This is a genomic window from Haloactinopolyspora sp., from assembly GCF_027324685.1.
In the GTDB taxonomy this organism is placed as follows: Bacteria; Actinomycetota; Actinomycetes; order Jiangellales; family Jiangellaceae; genus Haloactinopolyspora.
This window is the reverse complement of sequence record NZ_DAHVSH010000119.1, coordinates 1-17694: the sequence shown is the minus strand read 5'-3', so window position 1 is coordinate 17694 and position 17694 is coordinate 1. Positions and strand designations below refer to the sequence as shown.

14 protein-coding genes are annotated in these 17694 nt (G+C 68.7%); 2 read left to right on the top strand and 12 right to left on the bottom strand.

Annotated features, from left to right (window positions below; all coding sequences use genetic code 11):
* Together M6444_RS23010 and M6444_RS13475 are read right to left on the bottom strand one after the other, a co-directional pair.
* A partial coding sequence (locus tag M6444_RS23010) for a GntR family transcriptional regulator (protein ID WP_363326365.1) occupies positions 1-119 on the bottom strand: 119 nt, incomplete at its 3' end.
* A 136-nt stretch (positions 120-255) separates the two neighbouring features.
* A complete protein-coding gene (locus M6444_RS13475) occupies positions 256-2598 on the bottom strand; it encodes a discoidin domain-containing protein (protein WP_298328187.1) in 2343 nt (780 codons plus the stop codon).
* A 178-nt stretch (positions 2599-2776) separates the two neighbouring features.
* Here M6444_RS13475 and M6444_RS13470 point away from each other — a divergent pair, with 178 nt between their 5' ends.
* Positions 2777-4036: a cellulase-like family protein gene (locus tag M6444_RS13470; protein ID WP_298328184.1), complete on the top strand. Its 1260-nt coding sequence runs from the start codon at positions 2777-2779 to the stop codon at positions 4034-4036.
* A 28-nt stretch (positions 4037-4064) separates the two neighbouring features.
* Here M6444_RS13470 and M6444_RS13465 read toward each other — a convergent pair whose 3' ends face one another.
* The 5 genes from M6444_RS13465 to M6444_RS13445 all read right to left on the bottom strand — a co-directional run bounded on the left by M6444_RS13465 (position 4065) and on the right by M6444_RS13445 (position 9782).
* Positions 4065-5615, bottom strand: coding sequence for an extracellular solute-binding protein (locus tag M6444_RS13465; RefSeq protein WP_298328181.1), 1551 nt, complete (start codon positions 5613-5615; stop codon positions 4065-4067).
* Positions 5616-6193: 578 nt separating this feature from the next.
* Positions 6194-7144: a sigma-70 family RNA polymerase sigma factor gene (locus M6444_RS13460; protein WP_298328178.1), complete on the bottom strand. Its 951-nt coding sequence runs from the start codon at positions 7142-7144 to the stop codon at positions 6194-6196.
* Between the two features lie 10 nt (positions 7145-7154).
* Positions 7155-8324 carry an FAD-dependent oxidoreductase gene (locus M6444_RS13455; protein WP_298328176.1) on the bottom strand — a complete coding sequence of 390 codons (1170 nt, stop codon included), beginning with the start codon at positions 8322-8324 and terminating at the stop codon, positions 7155-7157.
* A gap of 124 nt (positions 8325-8448) precedes the next feature.
* Positions 8449-9003, bottom strand: coding sequence for an RNA polymerase sigma factor (locus tag M6444_RS13450; RefSeq protein WP_363326364.1), 555 nt, complete (start codon positions 9001-9003; stop codon positions 8449-8451).
* A 14-nt stretch (positions 9004-9017) separates the two neighbouring features.
* Positions 9018-9782, bottom strand: a complete 765-nt coding sequence (locus M6444_RS13445; RefSeq protein ID WP_298328170.1) for a hypothetical protein — start codon at positions 9780-9782, stop codon at positions 9018-9020.
* Positions 9783-9843: 61 nt separating this feature from the next.
* Between M6444_RS13445 and M6444_RS13440 the strand changes: the two genes are divergently transcribed.
* Positions 9844-10851 carry a serine/threonine-protein kinase gene (locus tag M6444_RS13440; protein WP_298328167.1) on the top strand — a complete coding sequence of 336 codons (1008 nt, stop codon included), beginning with the start codon at positions 9844-9846 and terminating at the stop codon, positions 10849-10851.
* Between the two features lie 21 nt (positions 10852-10872).
* On the opposite strand, the gene M6444_RS13435 is transcribed toward M6444_RS13440, so the two are convergent.
* From M6444_RS13435 to M6444_RS13415, 5 genes are all read right to left on the bottom strand, one after another.
* Entirely contained in the window at positions 10873-11460 is a 588-nt protein-coding gene (locus M6444_RS13435; protein WP_298328164.1) for a hypothetical protein, read from the bottom strand.
* Between the two features lie 134 nt (positions 11461-11594).
* Entirely contained in the window at positions 11595-13676 is a 2082-nt protein-coding gene (locus M6444_RS13430) for a glycogen debranching N-terminal domain-containing protein (RefSeq protein ID WP_298328162.1), read from the bottom strand.
* Positions 13673-14818, bottom strand: coding sequence for a glycosyltransferase family 4 protein (locus M6444_RS13425; protein WP_298328159.1), 1146 nt, complete (start codon positions 14816-14818; stop codon positions 13673-13675). Before M6444_RS13425 ends, M6444_RS13430 begins: the two co-directional genes overlap by 4 nt.
* 476 nt (positions 14819-15294) lie before the next feature.
* Positions 15295-16857: an MFS transporter gene (locus M6444_RS13420; protein WP_298328157.1), complete on the bottom strand. Its 1563-nt coding sequence runs from the start codon at positions 16855-16857 to the stop codon at positions 15295-15297.
* A gap of 151 nt (positions 16858-17008) precedes the next feature.
* On the bottom strand, positions 17009-17694 hold a 686-nt coding region (locus M6444_RS13415), incomplete at its 5' end, for a nuclease-related domain-containing protein (protein ID WP_298328154.1).

Here is a 17694-nt window from a genome sequence, read left to right as displayed (position 1 = left end):
GCTTCGCGCAGGACGGTCCGGCTGACGTCGTACTCACGCTCGATGGCCTCGACGTCGAGCGTCTGGCCGGGGGCGAACTCCCCCTTGACGATCCGAATGCCGATGGCGTCGACCGCCATGCCGTGCATGCCACGCCGGGCGATGTCCGCCACCTCGGGCTCCCTCCCTGGCCGTTCGCCCGCACGTGGGGACCGTGCGCTCACAGCTGACTCCGAAAATCTTATTCTTTTACTATTTATCTTGCCAGAAGTCAGGTCACCGCCACGCCTCGACCACGGCCAACCCTGCTGCGCCGGCGTACTCGTTGTCGGGGCCGGCCTCCAGGCGCAGGAAGCGGAACTCGTCCGGCGGCAACGCCGCCACTTTCGTCGCCGTCGTGGTCGCCCAACTGCCCGCGGCCACGGCGGTGAAGTCCACGCCGTCGCGGCTGAGATACACGGTGTGCGCCGTGATGTTCCCGGCCGGATTGCCGTCGAAGCGAGGGGTGTAGAGCAGCGCCGCCGCCGTCTTTCGACGACCGAAGTCGAGGGTGATCGAGTGCGGGTCGGGGGCGGATCCCCGCTGCGACGACAGCCACATGGTGCTCGGGTTGGCGGTGAGGACGTTGTCCGGCTCGTGGCCCAACTGCCAGCTGGTGGCACTCGCCCGCACGTCGTCGCGACTGATCAGCACCGGCGTGGGCGCGGTGGCGGCGATCGCGAGGTCGTCGAACTGCGCGCGCGACCAGTCGCCGACGGCCAGACCCACCTGGCCACGGTTGTGCCGGTCGTCCGCGGCGAAGCCGGCCGGCTCGTCGTTCAGCAGGACCGTCACCTGGGCGCCCCGGAACGACAGGCCGAGCCGATGCCAACCGGCCGGATCGAACTCGGCCACGACACCGGACGCCAGCGACACCTCCGCGCGGTTCGGCCCACTCTCGATCAGCTCCCATCGGCCGTCGCGGTGCAACCGCAGGCGATAGCCGCCCTGTCCACCGGCACCGCGGAACACGCCGTCGACGCGCCCCAGCAGTTCGACGTACGGTGCCTCCCCCACCCTGGCCGCGACGGTCACGACATAGTCGCCCCACCAATTCGGATCACCGAGCAACGTCAACGGCACAGACGGCACGCCGTAGCGCCACTCGATCGGGGGCGTGGTGACCGTCTGCTCGACGCACTGACCCGGCCGCCCGTCTGGGCAGGGCGCTACCTCGAACGCGGCATTGAAGTCCGACAGCAGCGGCGGCGTCCGGCCAAGCGGCGTGGACTCGAAGTCCTCGACGTAGGGCAGGGGCATGCTTCGCGGCCCGGCGGCTGGCTCGGGCGAGGCCTTGCCCTGTCCAGACGTCGTCGTCACGGTGTACAACCGGCCCGGCTCGAGGGTCAGCTCGACGCCGTCGCCGACTCGTGCCGGTGAGGCAGCTTCCCGAAACCAGTCGTCGTACCGCGTCGATCGCAGGTCGGTCGCCCACACCTGCATCGACCGCGTCACGAACTCCCCCAGCTCCAGCCGGAGCTGCTGTGGCCGCTGCGCATCGACGGTTTCGACGACGACGCTGACGTCGCCGCCGCCTGGGGCGCACAGCGTGACGAAACTGCCGCCGTCGTGCAGATAGCCGCACCCGCCGTCCAGGTACCGCCAGCCGGGTGAAGCGAACTGGGTGGTGTGCGCAACCGCCCACAGCGAGCGACTCGGCTCGAAGTAGCCGGACCATGGCTCGTAGGCGCGCATGAGGCCGACCCCGCCGCCCTGCACACTGCTGTAGTACGACGCGACGAGCGCCCAGTTGACCGTGGCGGTCATCGCCCCGTCGATGTACGAGCGGTTGATGGCCTTGGCCAGCGGGCCGGCGCCGATGTCAGGGCGTTGAGCACCCTGCTCGCCGGACCACAGTGGCTTGCCCAGGCCCTTGGCGACCTCGGTACTCGGCCCGTGATCGTACGGTGCGCCGTTGTACTGCTGGCCGCACGGATAGTGCACGGCCACCACGTCGACCGCGTCGCAGAAGGCTGAGTCGGCGGCCATCGCGTCGGCGACCTTCCACCGCTCGGCGAGGTCGTCACCCCAGCCGTCGGCGGCGATGATGCCGGTGTCCGGGTGGCCGCGGGCGACCATGGCCTTGTTCAACGCGACGAACCACTGCGGGTCGAAGTCTTCGGATTCGTTCCACCCACCGAGGTAGTCGATGCTCAGACCCTGTCGACGAGCACAGTCCAGCCAAGCGACGTGATAGTCGACGTTGTCCTGCGACCAGAACCCACCGTCGAACCATCCGGGCGCGCCCCAGGCCAGCCCGGCCAGGACGATGGCGGGGTTGCGCTTGCGCGCTTCGTGCATCAGCCACCACTCGTAGCCACGGTCGGGGACGATCTCGTCCGGGCGGCGCATGTGGCTGGGCTCGGAGCCGGCGGTGGAGTTCGTGTCCCCGCCGATCTCGACCCGCAGGATCTGCAGTGCAGCGCCGTGTCCGGGCCGGAAAAGGTAGTCGAGCACCCGGCTACGCTGGGGTTCCGGATAGTCGATGAGCAACCGGGACGAAGCCCCGGCCGACAGCGCTCCCACACCGTCGAAGATCCGTCCGGGCGATCCGGTGTCCAGCGCGATGACCTGCGTCATATCTGGTCCTTGCCTCGGGGCCGACGCTCAGAGCGAGCCCGCATTTTATTATTTTTATATACTTAAATCAACCTTCGGCAGCATTGAAAAGTCATTAAGTATGGTTTAATCTGCACGCCAAGTGCGCCTTCCGGGCCGCGCTCGAGTTCCTGCCCGGACGCTGTCGATGGAGGCCATCATGCCCGTCCCCGCCCACCTGCCCGCGACGTTGACGGTCTGCCTGTGGGACTTCTCCTGGTACACGCGGACCGGCCCGGGCGAGCCGTTCGAAGACCTCGACGCAGCCTTCGCCGAGGCGGTGCAGCGTGGCTACAACACGGTGCGCATCTGCGCGATGCCGTACCTGTTGTTCGGATCCGGGCTGGACACCACGGCCTTGACGTTCGCACCGCTGGGGGGCGGATTCGGCTTGGGAACCCGCTGGTACGACGTTCGCCAGACCGCCGTGCTCGACGGCCGGGAGCACCTGATCGCGCTGTTCGAAGCTGCTCGGCGGCACGACTGCTACGTCATCGTCTCCAGTTGGGAGTACCAGCAGAGCCCGTGCTTCGTCACCGACCCGGGCTGGAACGACGCACTGTTGGCCGTCTCGCCCGCTGACCGGCCGGCGGCGTTGGCCGCGGCCCTCGCCGAGCTGGTCGCCTACGTGCAGCAGCGCGGTCTCGACGACCGCATCGCCTACGTGGAGCTGCACAACGAGGTCCAGTACAGCAAGCTCACCGAGGCAGTCGAGGACGGCGGCGATCCGGTCGGCGGCCTGCGCTCCCTGCTGGAGGCCGCCATCGAGGACTTCCGCAGCCGTCACCCGCACATGCCCGTCGCCGCCAACTATGCGGCGGTGCCTGTTGGTGGGATGCGCGGACTGGTCGGCAACGGTGACGTGGCCGCGTTCCATCTGTACGCCTACGGCGTGCTCGGGCAGCTGGTGGACGAGTTCGCGCTGCGCGACCCGTCGCGCCCGTTCCCGCAGGAACGTGCCTTCGCCGAACTGCTCCGACCGGACGCTCCGAAACTCGACGACTGGACCCTGCCGGCCGAGTCGGCGTGGCGCGGAGAAGCGACGATCATGCATCGCCGCGAGGTCTACGTCCACGACTGGTGCGACCCGTCGGCCTGGGACCGCTGGCTGTACGAGCGGTACTCCGACCACCGGCGCGCGATGCGGGCGAAGTTGGACCTGTGGCTCGATGCCGCCGCCGACTGGGCGGCCGAACGCACCTTGCCGCTGGTGCTCGGCGAGGGATGGGTCGGCTACACCCCGCTGAACGCAACCTTCGAAGAAGGACCGGTCGGGGCCCAGATCTGTACGCACATGGTCACCCGAGCTGCTGAGCTGTCCGCCTGGGGCACGGTCGTCTGCTCGAATGCGGCACCGCATCACCCGATGTGGGCCGACGTCGGTCTGCAGCGCCGCCTCAACGATCAGTTCACCCGGTGAGGCGGGGCCCATCGCCGGCCGGAGTTGGTCACCGGCCGGCGTAGTGCTCGAGCGTGTAGTCGCTCATCGGGTCCCAATTGGCGAAGACGTAGTCGTCGCGGGTGGCGGTGCTGCCCTCACGTTGCTGCGCTTCCTTGATCGCCTCGTCGAAGGCCCGTTCGGAGCGGTCCTTGACGTCTTGCAGCGCCTTGTCCACGTCGGACACCTCGCCGACGAGGATCGCCTGGATCACGTCGCCGAAGTTGGGCGAGACCGGCTTCTGGTTCCGGGCGACCTTGGCCACGTCCGGGTTGGCGATGACGGGCTCGGGCTTGGCGACCATGGTGTTCGCCAAGGTCAGGCACATGCGGGCCGGTTCACTCCACTTCTCGGCGCTGGCTTGCGCGGCTTCGTCGAGTACCGGTGGATTGCCGACGCCGGTGATCTCGCCCCAGTTGGTTTGCCCGGGTAGCGACGTGACGTAGCCGAGGATGTCGCCGGCCACGTCTTTGGCTTGGCTGCCGGCGAACATACAGAAGGCGTCGCCGCCGATCGTGGTGTAGCCGACCGGGACGGGGTCGGCCCCGGCCGGTGCCGGGTGCGCCCCGACACCGAACTCGAAATCGGGGTTCTCCTTCTCGAAGAACACCGTGATCCACGGCCCGCCGCTGACCATGGCCGCGTTCTCACGCGCCACCCGGGGCCAGCACTCCGGCGAGGTCAACGAACCGGATCCCGGGAAGATGCTGCCGTCGGACTGTACGGCCAGCAACAGGTCGATGGCCGCCTTGACCTCGTCGGTGGTGTAGTAGAACTCACCGGACGGCTGCAGGATGTCGTCCACCACGGGCGCGCCGGCGATCCGGGCGAAATAGGCGACCCACGACGCCAGCCGTCCCGGCGAACCGATCTCCAGAATCACGCCGTAGGCCTGGCCGTCGCCCTTCTCGGTGACTTTCCGCGCCGCCTCTCGGTAGGTGTCCCACGTCAGGGGTTCGGTCTGCGGATCGAATCCGACGTCGTTCAGCAGGCGCTTGCTGTAGTGCAACGACGCCTGATAGCGGCGGTCGCTGGAGATGCGGACCTGGTACAGCTTGCCGTCGAAGACCTGCACGCCTTCGACCAGCGACGTGCCCGGGACGTTCTGCTTCCAGTTCTCGAAGTCGGGAATGTGGTCGTCCAGCGGCGCGATCCACTCGGCGTCCACGGCCTGGCTCAACGGGATCGCCCAATCGGGCAACTGGATCAAGTCGTGCGCCGAGCCGTTCCGGAACCCCAGCGGCACGACTTCCTCGATACGCGCCCATGGCAACCCGTCGTACTGCGTCGACACGTGCGGATGCTTCTTCTCGTAAGCAGCGAAGAAGGACTTCCAGAACGGCACCTTCGTGTCGTTGCTGTCGACCAGGCGGAACTCGATGTCCTCCGTGGGGAACGAGCCCACCGGGTCAGGCAGATCGAACCGCAGATTCTCCCCGGCGTCGCTGCGCCCGGCGTCCTGGCTGCACCCCACGGTCGCGCCCACACCCAGAACGGCGGTGGAGGCGAGAAGGCTGCGCCTGGTGAGTGTGACCGGCTGACGGGAGGGCATCGAAGACATGGCGACTACCTACCTTCGCTTGCGGCAGCAGATCGAGGTTGCCGAATTAAAACATACTTAATGACTAGTCACAAGACCGTGTCGTGAGCGTCAGTCGCCAGGATCAGCGTCGGCCAGGACCGGGCGGCGTTGCCACGTTTCTGCTGGCCTCGGACGTAATAGCGGCGGCGTCGGGGCGCGGAGACCCGCTGCGGGACGTGGGCAACCGGCGCCCCACTACAGGCACGTGGACAACCGACGCCCCAGTGCAAGGCACGTGGACAACCGACGCCCCGCTACAGGCTGCGTCGGCAGCCGGGGTGACCGCCGGTCGTGAAGATCGTCGTGCACGAAACCGCCGCTATACCCCGCGCAATCTCCCACGACGATCTTCACGACCCCGAAAACAGCTCCTAACCACGCGACCGATCTTCACGACCCAACTACACGACCCCCGAAACAGCCCCCGGTCACACGACGATCTTCACGACCGCCGCGAAATCGGCAGCAATCACCACAACGATCCACACGACCGACACCGCGGAACCGACCTGTCACGATCAGCGGTGTGCGGCGTACCGGCCACTGGGGCTGCGTGGCTACGGCCGGGCGACCGGCCACGACTCGATCAGAAGGTCGTCGTGCTCGCGCCGCTGCCATTGCGCGTTGAGCCGGCTCAGCCGGTTGGGAGCCGCCAAGCCGCGAACGGAAGCGATCCGGCCGTCGTGAAGGTCCAGAACCACGACACTCACGATCCGGTCCGGGAAGGCTGCGATCATCGCTGGTGAGCCGTTGACCGTTCCGGCGTAGATGGACGGGGCGCCGCCGGCGAGTCTCCGCTTCAGCGGGGTCAGCTTGAATCCGGCTCGTGCGACAGCGGCGATGCGTTCGGCTCCCGAGTACCGCAACGGCGCCTCGGCCAGCCCGGCGCCGTCGATGATCGCGGTCGCGTCGTCGGTCAGCAACGACAGCAACCGGGCCGTGCGACCTGAAGCGGCGGCCTCGACGAACGCCTCCACGATCCGGCGGGCGGAAGCTTGATCGACGTCACGAAAACTGCGCTCGGCGCGCAAACGGTCCCGGGCTCGATGGGCATGCTGCTGACTCGCGGATTCGGTGATGCCGAGGATCGCTGCGATCTCGGCATGGCTGTGGGAGAAGGCCTCACGCAGGACATAGACCGCCCGCTCGACCGGGCGGAGGCGCTCCATCAGCGTCAGGACCGCCAGGGTCACCGATTCACGCTGCTCGACGGTGTCGGCGGGGCCGAGCATCGGGTCGCCGTCGAGTAGCGGATCGGGCAGCCACGCGCCGATCGTACGTTCGCGCCGGGCTTGCGCCGACCGGAGCCGGTCGAGCGACAGGTTGGTGACGACGGTGGTCAACCAGGCTGCTGGGGCAGCGATGCGGTCCAGGTCGGCCGCCTGCCAGCGCAGAAACGCATCCTGCACGACGTCCTCGGCGTCGGCGGCCGATCCGAGCAGCCGGTAGGCCAGGGCGCCCAGCCGGTCCCGGTTGACCTCGAAGAGCTCCACCGACTCAGGGTCCATGCGGGCCACGTTAGGCGGTGGCCGCCTCGGCGGAGCGCTGCGAACTCAGCCGGTGCCGGCGCGTCGGGCGTCCATACGTCGGGTGGGCGATTCTCCAGACGAGGCCGTTGAGAACTCCACTCTTGTAGCGCGTCACCGGCCGGCCCCGCCACGACATCGCCCGCTCGCCGCTGACCAGGTGCAGTACCGCGTCCTGGCGGCCGAGGCTGACGCAGTTGCCGCGGTAGACCAACGCCGGGCTCGAGAGTGCGTGGCCGGTCAGCTCACCGACGATGGCGGCCACCGCTCGCCGGGCTGTGTCTCCTGCCGAAGCAGCGCTCATCGGCAGCGGTTGGCCGTCCGCGCCGAACGCAGCGGCGCTGTCGCCGGCTGCGTAGACCTCCGGGTGCGACACCGAACGCATCATCGGATCGACTGTGATGCGCCCGTCGGCGTCGACATTGAGACCGCTGGCGGCGGCGATGGGGTGCACCGCGAACCCGGCGGCCCACACCGTCGCGTCGGAGCCGAGAGTCGTGCCGTCCGCGACGACCACGCCGGTGGCGCCGACCTGCTCGACGACGGCATGTTCATGGATCGTGATGCCGAGCCGGTCGAAAGCCCGCCGCAGGTGACGCCGGGCCTTCGGGTGCAGCCAGCCGCCCACCGAACCGGCAGTGGCGACACTGACCTGAAACCCCGGGCGGGACTCGGCGATTTCGGTAGCGGTCTCGATCGCGGTGAGGTTGCCGCCCACCACCAGCACCGTTCCGGCCGCACCAAGCTCATCCAGACGCCAGCGCAGCCGCAGCGCCGCCGGCCGCGCAGTGACGTGGAAGGCATGCTCGCCCACGCCCGGCACACCATGCTCGGCGACAGTGCTGCCCAGGGCGTACAGCAGAGTGTCGTACTCCAGCCGCTGCCCGCCGGGGTCGATGGTGACGCTGCGGTGCTCGACGTCGACGGCGGTGACGCGCGCCTGCCGCACTCGGATTCCGGTCCCGGCGAAAAGCTCCCCCCACGGGTGGCGGCGCAGTTCCTGACCGGCGGCGAGCTGGTGCAGCCGGGGTCGCTCGACGAAGTCCGGTTCGGCGGTGACGACGGTGATCTCCACATCGTCCGGGTGCAACCGCCGGGCCAGCTGCCCGGCGGCGTAGGCTCCGGCGTACCCGGCTCCGAGGACGATGATCCGGTGGCGCATGGTCGTGCTCCCGTCTGCTCGCGTGACCCTTGAACGAGACAGCGCCGGGATTCCTGACAGGGCGGTGCCGTGACGTGGAACACGACCGCGGCCCGTGCGGACCGCGGCCCCGGGTTCGCGACGGTCAGCCAGGTACGGCGATTCGGTCGCGGACGTAGGCACGGGCGCGATGGATCATCGCCTTGACCGTTCCCAACGGCACGTCGAGTTCAGCGGCGATCTCGTTGTAGGGCAAGGCGGCGAGATCACGCAGCACGAACGGCTGGACCAGCCGCGGATGATCACGCTCGAGATCTTCCAGGGCATCGAGCAGGTCGAGCCGCGACCCGGCGATCACACTGGTGGTTCGCGGGTCGTAGTTCTCCGGCAGCTGCTCCACCGCGCGTTCGTCGGCCCGGCGCCGCAGCGACCGGTAGGTGGTGCGCGCGCAGTTCGACGCGATCACCGACACCCATCCGCTGAACGTGCCGCGCTGGTCGTCGTAGCTGTCGAGATGACGAGAGACCGCGAGCAGCGCATCTTGCACCGCTTCCTCTGCGTCTTGCGGGCACCGCAGCAGCCGGCCGCATCGGGATGTCACCAGCGGCCGGATCTCGGCGAGGAGATCGTTTCGCGCCTGCGTAGAGCCATCCAGCGCGGCTTTCCGCAGCGTCGCGAGTCGTTCTTCGGACACGAGCATGTCGGACCTCTCGATCACACCAGTCGCCGGCCAGCGTAGACGTACAAGGCGTCGACGTAGGTCGATTCGAGCGGATCGAGCACCTCCGTGGAACCCGGTTTCGGCGAGAGCAAGCTCAGGAAGGCCAGCCGGTCGTCGGCTCGCGCGATGCCCACGACGCCCTGCGCTTCGCCCTCGGCGGCCGTGGTCTGCCAGAGCACGACCTCGATCGCGTCTTCTTCTCGCGGCGGGCTGATCGATTCCGCCTCGAGCTGCGGCTCGTCCTGGGGAGAATCCGCGCAGGCGTCGATCCGGTCGGACAGTCTCTGCATCGCTTCACGTGCCGCGCTTTCGTGTGGATAGCGCACGACGATCTCGGCCGCGGTGGTCACCCGGCCTTCGTAGGTCGCCGCGTACGCCTCGACCGGCTGGCCGTCGGTCGGCGACATCTGTGCACACGAGGTGATCTGACGCCGGGGCAGCCAGTCCCAGGTCTCGCCCAGCTGTGTCTCGTGCCAATTGTGCTCGTCGAGGTTCTCCGGTTGCAGCAGCGCCAACTCGGTGAACGGTGGCGCGGATGGGTCCGGGGCAGGGGTCGGCGTGACGAGCCGCTTGGGCGCCGGCGTCGAGGCCGTATCGTGCGAGGTCGGATCGGACGAAGGCATACCGGACGACGTCGAGTCGCCACTCGCCGTGGGCCGCAGCGGGATCGGCCCCACGGCCGAGAACAGCACCACCCCCGTGGCGGCACCGACGACCACGGCCAGGACGACGAACAGTCCCCTTTGCCATCGACGCACGTCCCCACCATGGCACACTGACGACCCGGAGATCGTCCGACATGGTCTGAGGAGCGAGAAGTTGGTCGCCGACGGCGCGATCGGGCGTTATCAGCTCGTGAATCGTGTGGGCACCGGCTCGTTCGCAACGGTGTGGCACGGCTACGACCCGGACCTCGACGTACCGGTGGCCATCAAGGTCCTGGCCGAGAACTGGGCGCACGACCTCGACGTCCGCCACCGGTTCCTCGACGAAGCGCGGCTGCTGCGTCGGGTCCGCGACCAGCACGTCGTCCGGGTCCACGACATCGGCACGTTGCCGGACGACCGCCCGTACTTCGTGATGGATTTCGCCGACCACGGCACCATCGCCGACTTGATCGCCACCGCCAGCCTGGACGTCGCCGAAGCACTCCGGCTGGGTGCCGAGGTCGCCCGCGCCGTTCAAGTCCTGCACGACCACGGTGTGGCCCACCGCGACATCAAACCCGGCAACCTGCTGTTGACCAGCCAGGTCGCCAGTACGCAGCGCAGCGTCGTGGTCGCTGATCTGGGCATGGCCAAGTCGCTGAGCGAAGCGTCCGGGTTCACCGTGACGGCCGGCACGCCGGCGTACATGGCACCCGAGCAGGCCCTGGGCTTGGGGTTCGACCATCGTGCAGACGTCTACGCGGTCGGCGCGGTCACCTACGCGATGCTGAGCGGGCGCCCGCCGTTCTCCGGTGGGTTGACCGAGATCGCCGAGCGCGCCCGGGCTGGGCCGCCGGAGCCGCTGGGTCTTGATCAGTCCGGTGCCCTCGACGCCGAACTCGCGCGAGCCTTGTCGGCCGATCCGGATCAGCGCCCGGCTTCGGCTCGGGAGCTCGCCGAGCGCCTCGACCGGTGGGCGCAGTCGTGGTCCGGCTCGACCCGGCCGGAGACACCGGAACCGACCGTCGTCATCTCCGCCGATCGGCCCGACGAGGCCACCGTGAGCGCGGCGCGGCCGGGGCCGTCCGCGCTCACGATGACACTGATCGCGCTGCTGGTGATGGTCACGGTCGCCATGCTCACCTGGCTGACCTTGTCTGCGCTGCCGATCGCTTCCTGAACCGGCCGTGCCGTCCCACGCTCACTGCTGGCAGTACGGCACACCGTCGATGGACGTCAACGCCGAGGCCGGAATCCAGCCGTCCTCCAGCGTCGCGACCCACTTCTCGTTGGCGCCAGGAGCAGTGGTGACGTGGCAGACCGCCTCCTGACCAGAACCGGCCGGGAACGCCCGACGGGGTTCGTCGCTGGTGGTCGGGCCTTGGTACGACTGCGCATCGTCGGCCAGCGTCACCGACTGCGTCACGTCCGACCCGCAGTACTCCGGCTCCTCGCCCACGATGTTGACGTAGCGCGCCGAGACCCACTTGGCCTCGCCCTCGGCCGCGACGAGGTACCACTCGGAGTCTCCCTCGACCGAGGTGCCCTTGGTCATGCAGTTCAGGGTCATCTGTTCCCCGTCGGGGAAACCGTAGGTGTCCTGGGCATGGACGCTGGGCGCGATGTGCGCGATCAGGCCACCCTCGGCGTCCACCACGCCCGTCGCCCAGCGTGGATCGTCCGCCGAGGCGCGTGGGTCGTCCGCCGAGGCGGACGAGGTGAAGGCGGCGAGCAGCCCGACCCCCGTCACAGCGGCTCCGCCGACGATCCGTGCGAACGTGCGATTCATGGTATTTCCCTCCCTGGGGCCCGCAGGCCCACGAGCGTGTCTCGATTCATCAGGGAGTAGTCCGCGCTTCACGGATCGGTTACACCGCCGGCCCGGATTTCTCCGGCACCCGCCGCCCCGCCCCGGTGGGTCTGCTACGCCGGCATGGCGCTGGTCGCGCTCGAGCCCGGCCGGCCCAGCGTGCGGCTGTCGAGCTCGGCTCGCTTCGACCCGACGCTCAGTTCGGCGCGCACGTCGCCCCACGCGGGCGGCAAGGCGTTGACGGCCCGCAATTGCCCGCTGTCGCGATCCGGTTCTATACCGAGCAACGCGGTCAACAGCGCCAGCGGGGCAGCTGCAGCCCAAGCCTGCGGACTGCACGACGTCGGATACGGAACCGGTGCGGCGAACTCGTCCCGGCTGAACCCACAGAACAGCTCCGGCAACCGGCCACCGAAGGCCGTCGCAGCCTCGATGAGGGCGGTGGCGACGGTCGCTGCGGCGTCGTAGTAGCCGTAGCGGGCGAAGCCGGCGACGATGAGCGCGTTGTCGTGCGGCCACACCGAACCGTTGTGATAACTGATCGGGTTGTACGCCCCCATCCCTGCCGCGCGGGTGCGGATCCCCCAGCCGGAGAACATGTCCGGCGACAGCAGATGGTGGACGACCTCCCCGGCGTACTCCGGGTCGGCGATCCCCGTCCACAAGGCATGGCCCTGGTTCGAGGCCAATGCGTCGACCGGTCGCTTGTCGCCGTCGAGCGCGAGCGCGTAGTAGCCGCGATCAGGTAGCCAGAAGCGCTGGTTGAACTGCTCACGCAGGTGCTGCGCCTTCTCGGTGTACCGGTCGCGGGTGGCGTGGTCGTCGACCAGCTCGGCCAGGTACGCACGCGCCAAGAAGGCCGCGTACGCATATCCCTGGACTTCGGCGAGAGCGATCGGGCCCTGGGCCGGCCGGCCGGCGGCGTCGCTGATGGCGTCGAACGAGTCCTTCCAGCCTTGGTTGATCAGGCCCCGGTCGGTCTTGCGCTGGTACTCGACGAAGCCGTCGCCGTCCATATCGCCGTGGTGCTCGATCCAGGCCACCGCGGCGTCGGCGGCCGGAAGCAACGCCGTGACGTCATCGGTCGCCAGCCCCCAGCGGGCGGCGTGGGCGAGCAACATCACGAACAGCGGGGTCGAGTCGACGCTGCCGAAATACACTGAGCTGCCACCGAGGGCCCGGGACTCGTCGATGCCGAGCCGGACCTCGTGCAGGATCTTGCCCGGTTCCTCCTCGCTGTGCAGGTCGACACCGCGGCCCTGCAGGCGCGCCAAGGTGTGCAGCGTGCCTCGCGCCAACGAGGGATCCCATGGCAGCGTCATCCAGCTGGTCAGCAGGGCATCCCGGCCGAACAGTGCCATGAACCACGGCGCGCCGGCCGCGACGACGTCGAGATGAGGATGCTGCGGGTCCTGGATGCGCAGCGCGCCGAGGTCGTCGAAGCTTCGCTCGATGGTGGCCTGCAGCGCGCTGTCGGCACACTCGATGGTCGCTCTGGCCGCTCGCCAGTCGCGCATCCGCCGGGACGGTTTCGCCGCTTCGACGGGCCGGTCCTGCGGGAACGAGGTCACGGCCTCCTCACCGCCGACCGACGGCAACACCTCCACGGAGGTCCGCCATTCGCCGTGCGCCGGCACGGTGATCCGCCAGCTCAACGCGTCCCGAGTCGCTGTCGCGTCGGGTGAGGTGACCCGGACGCCGCGTTGGTGACCAGCCCGCGTGACGCTGAGGATCAGGTCACGTCCGGTCGCGTGGTGGCGCACACCGTGGTGGCCACCCACGCGACCGTCCTTGACGTCGAACAGGTCGGCGAAGTCGCCGTCGACACTCAAGATCAGGGTCGCGCCGAGGGTCTCCGGCCCGTAATTGCGCACGATGATGTCTTCGCGGACGTCGTCGGCGATCATCCGGCGCCGCTCCACGACGACAGTCGGTTCGCTCCAGTCCGTGCGCGGCGCCGACCGGCACAGGAACGTCGCCGCGAACGGTTCGTCGCTGAGCACCCCCAGGGGCTCGAGCGGCTGGTCGTCGAGCGTCAACTCCCAGTGCGAGATGATCCGGGTGTCTTTCACGAACATCCCGTGCGGCCGGTCGAACATGATGTCGCCGGCTCGGTTGCTGCGGCAGAACGACGAGCCCTCCAGCACGGTGACCTCGTCGACCGCAGCGACGATGGACGGCTCGGCATTGCTCATGCAGTGACCTCTCCCTCACGGACAGTGCTATGGACCTTCGGCCGGCGCTGTGACAACCCCTGATGCGCGCGGCGCCCGCCGGCCACGTCGACTGGCGCCGGAAGCACCGCTGCGACGTCCTGACGCCGGCCCCGGCGCTCGATCAGGCTGCGGTAGATCCGCTCGTATCCCTCCGCCATCACCGGAAGGTCGAAGTTGGCCTCGACGTGGCGACGGCAGGCCGCCGGATCCAGCCGCTCGGCTGCGGCGAGCGCAGCCGGCAGGTCGTCGATCCGGTCGGCGATCACGCCGCTGACGCCGTCGGCGACCACCTCCGGCACGCTGCCGCGACGCGTCGCGACGACCGGGGTGCCGCACGCCATCGCTTCGATCATGACCATCCCGAACGGCTCGTCCCACTGGATCGGGAACAGCAGCGCCCGGGCACCGGCGAACAACTCGCGCTTGCGGGGGGCGTCGGCCTCGCCGACGTACTCCACATCGGGGCCGAGCCGCGGGGCGACCTCGCGCGCGAAGTACTCCTTCTCCTCCGGCTCATTCAGCTTGCCGGCCAGCACGATGCGTCGCCCGGCCGAGCGAGCCAGGTCGATGGCGAGGTGAGCGCCCTTGTCGTCACAGAAGCGTCCCAACCACAGCAGGTAGTCGTCCTTGCGGTCCCGGAACGGGAACGTGGCGACGTCGATGGCGTTGTGCACCGTGCCGGCCCAGTTGAGGTCCGGGTTCAACCCTCGCTGAGCGGCTGAGATCGCCACGACGTCGATGTCGCCGGCGAGGTGGGTGTAATACTCGCCCAGCTCACCGGTCACCGGACCATGCATCGTCACCACGGTCGGCACGCTTCGCCCGGCAGCCAGCAGCGGTCCGGCGAGGCTGTGGTCGTGGACCAGATCGACCTGCATCGTCCGGAGCACCTTGGCGGCGCCGGCGCCGTGGAAGACTTCCGGCAGAGCAGCCCCCAGCCGGTGCGAGGGCGGCTGATCGTAGATCGGGTAGAACTCTGCGGCCTCCGTCCGGTGCTGTCCGGCACCGATCAAGATGACGTGATGGCCACGGTCGGCGAGTTGGTTCACCAGGTCGGCGACCACGGCTTCGGTTCCGCCGTAAGCGGTCGGCGGCAACTCGAACCAGGGTGGTGCGATCATGGCGATCCGCAACGGCCGGGCGGATCCGTTGCGCGATGGCGGGGTCGGGACACCGATGGGCTGTAGCCGCGGCCTGCGGCTCCCGGCGCGCAGGCCGGCTGGTCCCGACGGTGTGGTGCTCAAGGTTCGACCAGGGTTGGACATGCTTGCCTCCCAACACGGCATCCAGCTCAGGCCGGATCCGGTCGTCATCCGGACCACGGCGATCATCGATACAGGTGGATCAGAAGGCTCAACGGCGCGGTTGCGATCACCGCCGCACGATCATGGGGCGGCTGTCGCCTCATACCCGCCGGAGCACCACCGTGGCCGACCTCTCGACGAACGTGGCCAGAACAACGACACCTCGAACCTCCTCAACCTAGAGCGAGCTGAGCCCCGAGACGCGCGAGAAAGCTGCGCTGCGAACTTCCCTACTTATTATTTAGCACTCTCTCGCCGAGAGTGCTAATAGATGTTCTCGCGATTCGGCCGAATCACACCGCGGACGAGGTGTCCACGGGCGTGTCCTCCCGCGCCGGCCGGTCCCCGGGGTGGCGCAAGGCGACCAGGAACGCCAAGGCCAACGCGACCGCCATGCCGATCAGCACCGCGCGCATCCCCAGGGCGAAGTCCGCAGCGACGGCGTCTTCGACCGCTCCGCGCATCGACCGTGGGACCGAACCGAGATCGGCGGTTCCGCTGCCGCCGGTGGCGGCCTCGCGCGCCAGCTCGTCCGCCGCGCTCCGGCGGACGCCCAGACCGACGAGAGACGACGCGAACCGGTCGGCGAACACGTGCGAGGCCAGCGTTCCCAGGACCGCGAACCCCAGCGCCGACCCGTAGTTGCGGACGGTCTGGTTGATGCCGGTCACCTCGCCGTACGAAGCGTTGCGCGAACGACTCACCGCGTCGGCGCTGGCCGGGCCCAGCAACAAGCCGATTCCGGCACCTGCGAGCAACAACGGGTGCGTTTGATCGGCCGGATCCAGCGTCGTGACTTGGGTCGCCCACCAGACGTACCCGGCTATCCCGACCAGGCAGCCGAGCAGGATCGTCTGCTTGGCTCCCCGGGCGTCGAAGATGTGCCCGCCGACCTGTGCCGCGATCAGGTAGCCGAGGAAGAACAGCAGGAGCATGTGGCTCGCCCCACCCGCGTCCAGCCCCAGCGAGACGTCGGCGTACACACTGAGGAAGTAGGCGATCGGGACGAAGGCGATCATCGCGAAGAAGAGCACCATCGAATCGACCCGGAACCCCCGGAGCCGGAAGATGTCCAGGCGGACCAACGGGGTGACTCGTCCCCGCTCGACCACGGCGAACAGCACGAGCAACGCCGCACCGGCGACCAAGCACGCCCACGTGGCGACGCTGTCCCAACCCCAATCGTCGGACTGCGAAAATCCCACGACGCTCAGCGCCATCCCGGCCGCGACCAACACCGCGCCGATCCAGTCGATCCCGCCGCTACGGCGCGCTCGGCTGATGGGGGCCAGCGCGATCGCCACCAGCGCTGCGACCGCCACGGGAAGATTGATCCAGAAGATCGTGCGCCACGACCATTCCAGCAGGTAATTGCCGAGAACCGGTCCCAGTGCCGTGAATGCGCCGGTCAGTCCGAAGAACATGGCCATCGAGCGGCCCCGCCGCTGCGCGGGCGTACTGCCGTAGACGATCGAGATCGCAGCGGGTAACAGCACCGCCGCGAACACACCCTGGGCCGTACGTGCCGTGATCAGCCACGTCTCCGCCCACGACGTGTCGGGCGTCGCACCGCACAACGCCGAGCTGATGGCGAAACCGGCAACGCCGACGGTCACCATGGTCCGATGCCCCCACGCGTCGGCGATCCGCCCGCCGAGAGCGAACGTCGCGGCCAGCGCCACCAGGTACGCATTGATCACCCATTCACCCTCGTTCCGGGTCAGGGCGAGGTCGCGCTGCAGATCCGGCGATGCGATGGCGACGATCGTCTGGTCGATGAACGACATGGAGACCGCCAGGATCATCGCCACCAGGATGAGCGGGGACGTCGTGGTCCGGCTGGCGTGGACTGCCATGGTTCACCCCTCCACTGCGGTCGTCACTGACAGCGCCGATTCCCGCCAGGATCCGGGCACGCAGCCCCCACGGCGTCACCCGTCACGGGTGAGGTGCGGTGACCGCGGCCGCCTCAGGCGCGCCCGGTGCGGTGCCATCCGCGCGGGGCGCTCACGCGGGTTGCCAGGTCGTCGAACGGCGGGCGATCTCGAACAGCTCGCGACGTTGTTCGCGGTTGAGCCGACCGCGGCGCCCCAACAGCCAGAACGGCAGGTCGGCACGGGTGAGGACGTCGATGCCGGCGGTACTTCCGTTACGGACGTTGCGGGCTCCCACGATGACGATGATGGCCTCGACGTCGACGGGGCGGCCCAGCGCCGAGGTGAGAACGTCGGCCGTGCGGCTGGCCTCGAAGGTGGACTTGGCCGCGTACTGCGTGGGTTGTCCGTTGACCAGCACCTTGGTACGGCCCGCGGTGACTTTCGCCCCACGGTGATGCTTGGTGTTGACCGTGACGACACCGCCGGGACCGATCAGGAGGTGGTCGATGTCTGCTCCGCGGCTGCCTACCGGGACCGAATGCAGCACTCGCCACCCGAACAGGCGCATAATCCACACCGTACGAGCGACTTTGCACTCTCCCTCGTAACCAGCGTCCCACGATGAACTCGGGGTTTCGATGCCGAACAGGCTCTTCAGCCGACTCCACCACGTCATGCGTTCTTTCGCGGCAGCTTTCACCGCGGCTCCGGGCTTGTTCTTCGCCAGGTCTTTCCCCGGACGGCGAAGCCGCCCGTTCCCCTGCGGGCGAGCTTGAACTGGCGGCGATCCGGGGACGATCTCCGGTGCAAGCCTGT

What these genes read in the sequence shown, in the direction of transcription:
- M6444_RS13475 (WP_298328187.1), bottom strand. Translation starts at nt 2,598, where the DNA reads ATGACGCAGGTCATCGCGCTGGACACCGGATCGCCCGGACGGATCTTC.
- M6444_RS13470 (WP_298328184.1), top strand. Translation starts at nt 2,777, where the DNA reads ATGCCCGTCCCCGCCCACCTGCCCGCGACGTTGACGGTCTGCCTGTGG.
- M6444_RS13435 (WP_298328164.1), bottom strand. Translation starts at nt 11,460, where the DNA reads ATGAATCGCACGTTCGCACGGATCGTCGGCGGAGCCGCTGTGACGGGG.
- M6444_RS13460 (WP_298328178.1), bottom strand. Translation starts at nt 7,144, where the DNA reads ATGGACCCTGAGTCGGTGGAGCTCTTCGAGGTCAACCGGGACCGGCTG.
- M6444_RS13465 (WP_298328181.1), bottom strand. Translation starts at nt 5,615, where the DNA reads ATGTCTTCGATGCCCTCCCGTCAGCCGGTCACACTCACCAGGCGCAGC.
- M6444_RS13455 (WP_298328176.1), bottom strand. Translation starts at nt 8,324, where the DNA reads ATGCGCCACCGGATCATCGTCCTCGGAGCCGGGTACGCCGGAGCCTAC.
- M6444_RS13430 (WP_298328162.1), bottom strand. Translation starts at nt 13,676, where the DNA reads ATGAGCAATGCCGAGCCGTCCATCGTCGCTGCGGTCGACGAGGTCACC.
- M6444_RS13450 (WP_363326364.1), bottom strand. Translation starts at nt 9,003, where the DNA reads ATGCTCGTGTCCGAAGAACGACTCGCGACGCTGCGGAAAGCCGCGCTG.
- M6444_RS13425 (WP_298328159.1), bottom strand. Translation starts at nt 14,818, where the DNA reads ATGATCGCACCACCCTGGTTCGAGTTGCCGCCGACCGCTTACGGCGGA.
- M6444_RS13420 (WP_298328157.1), bottom strand. Translation starts at nt 16,857, where the DNA reads ATGGCAGTCCACGCCAGCCGGACCACGACGTCCCCGCTCATCCTGGTG.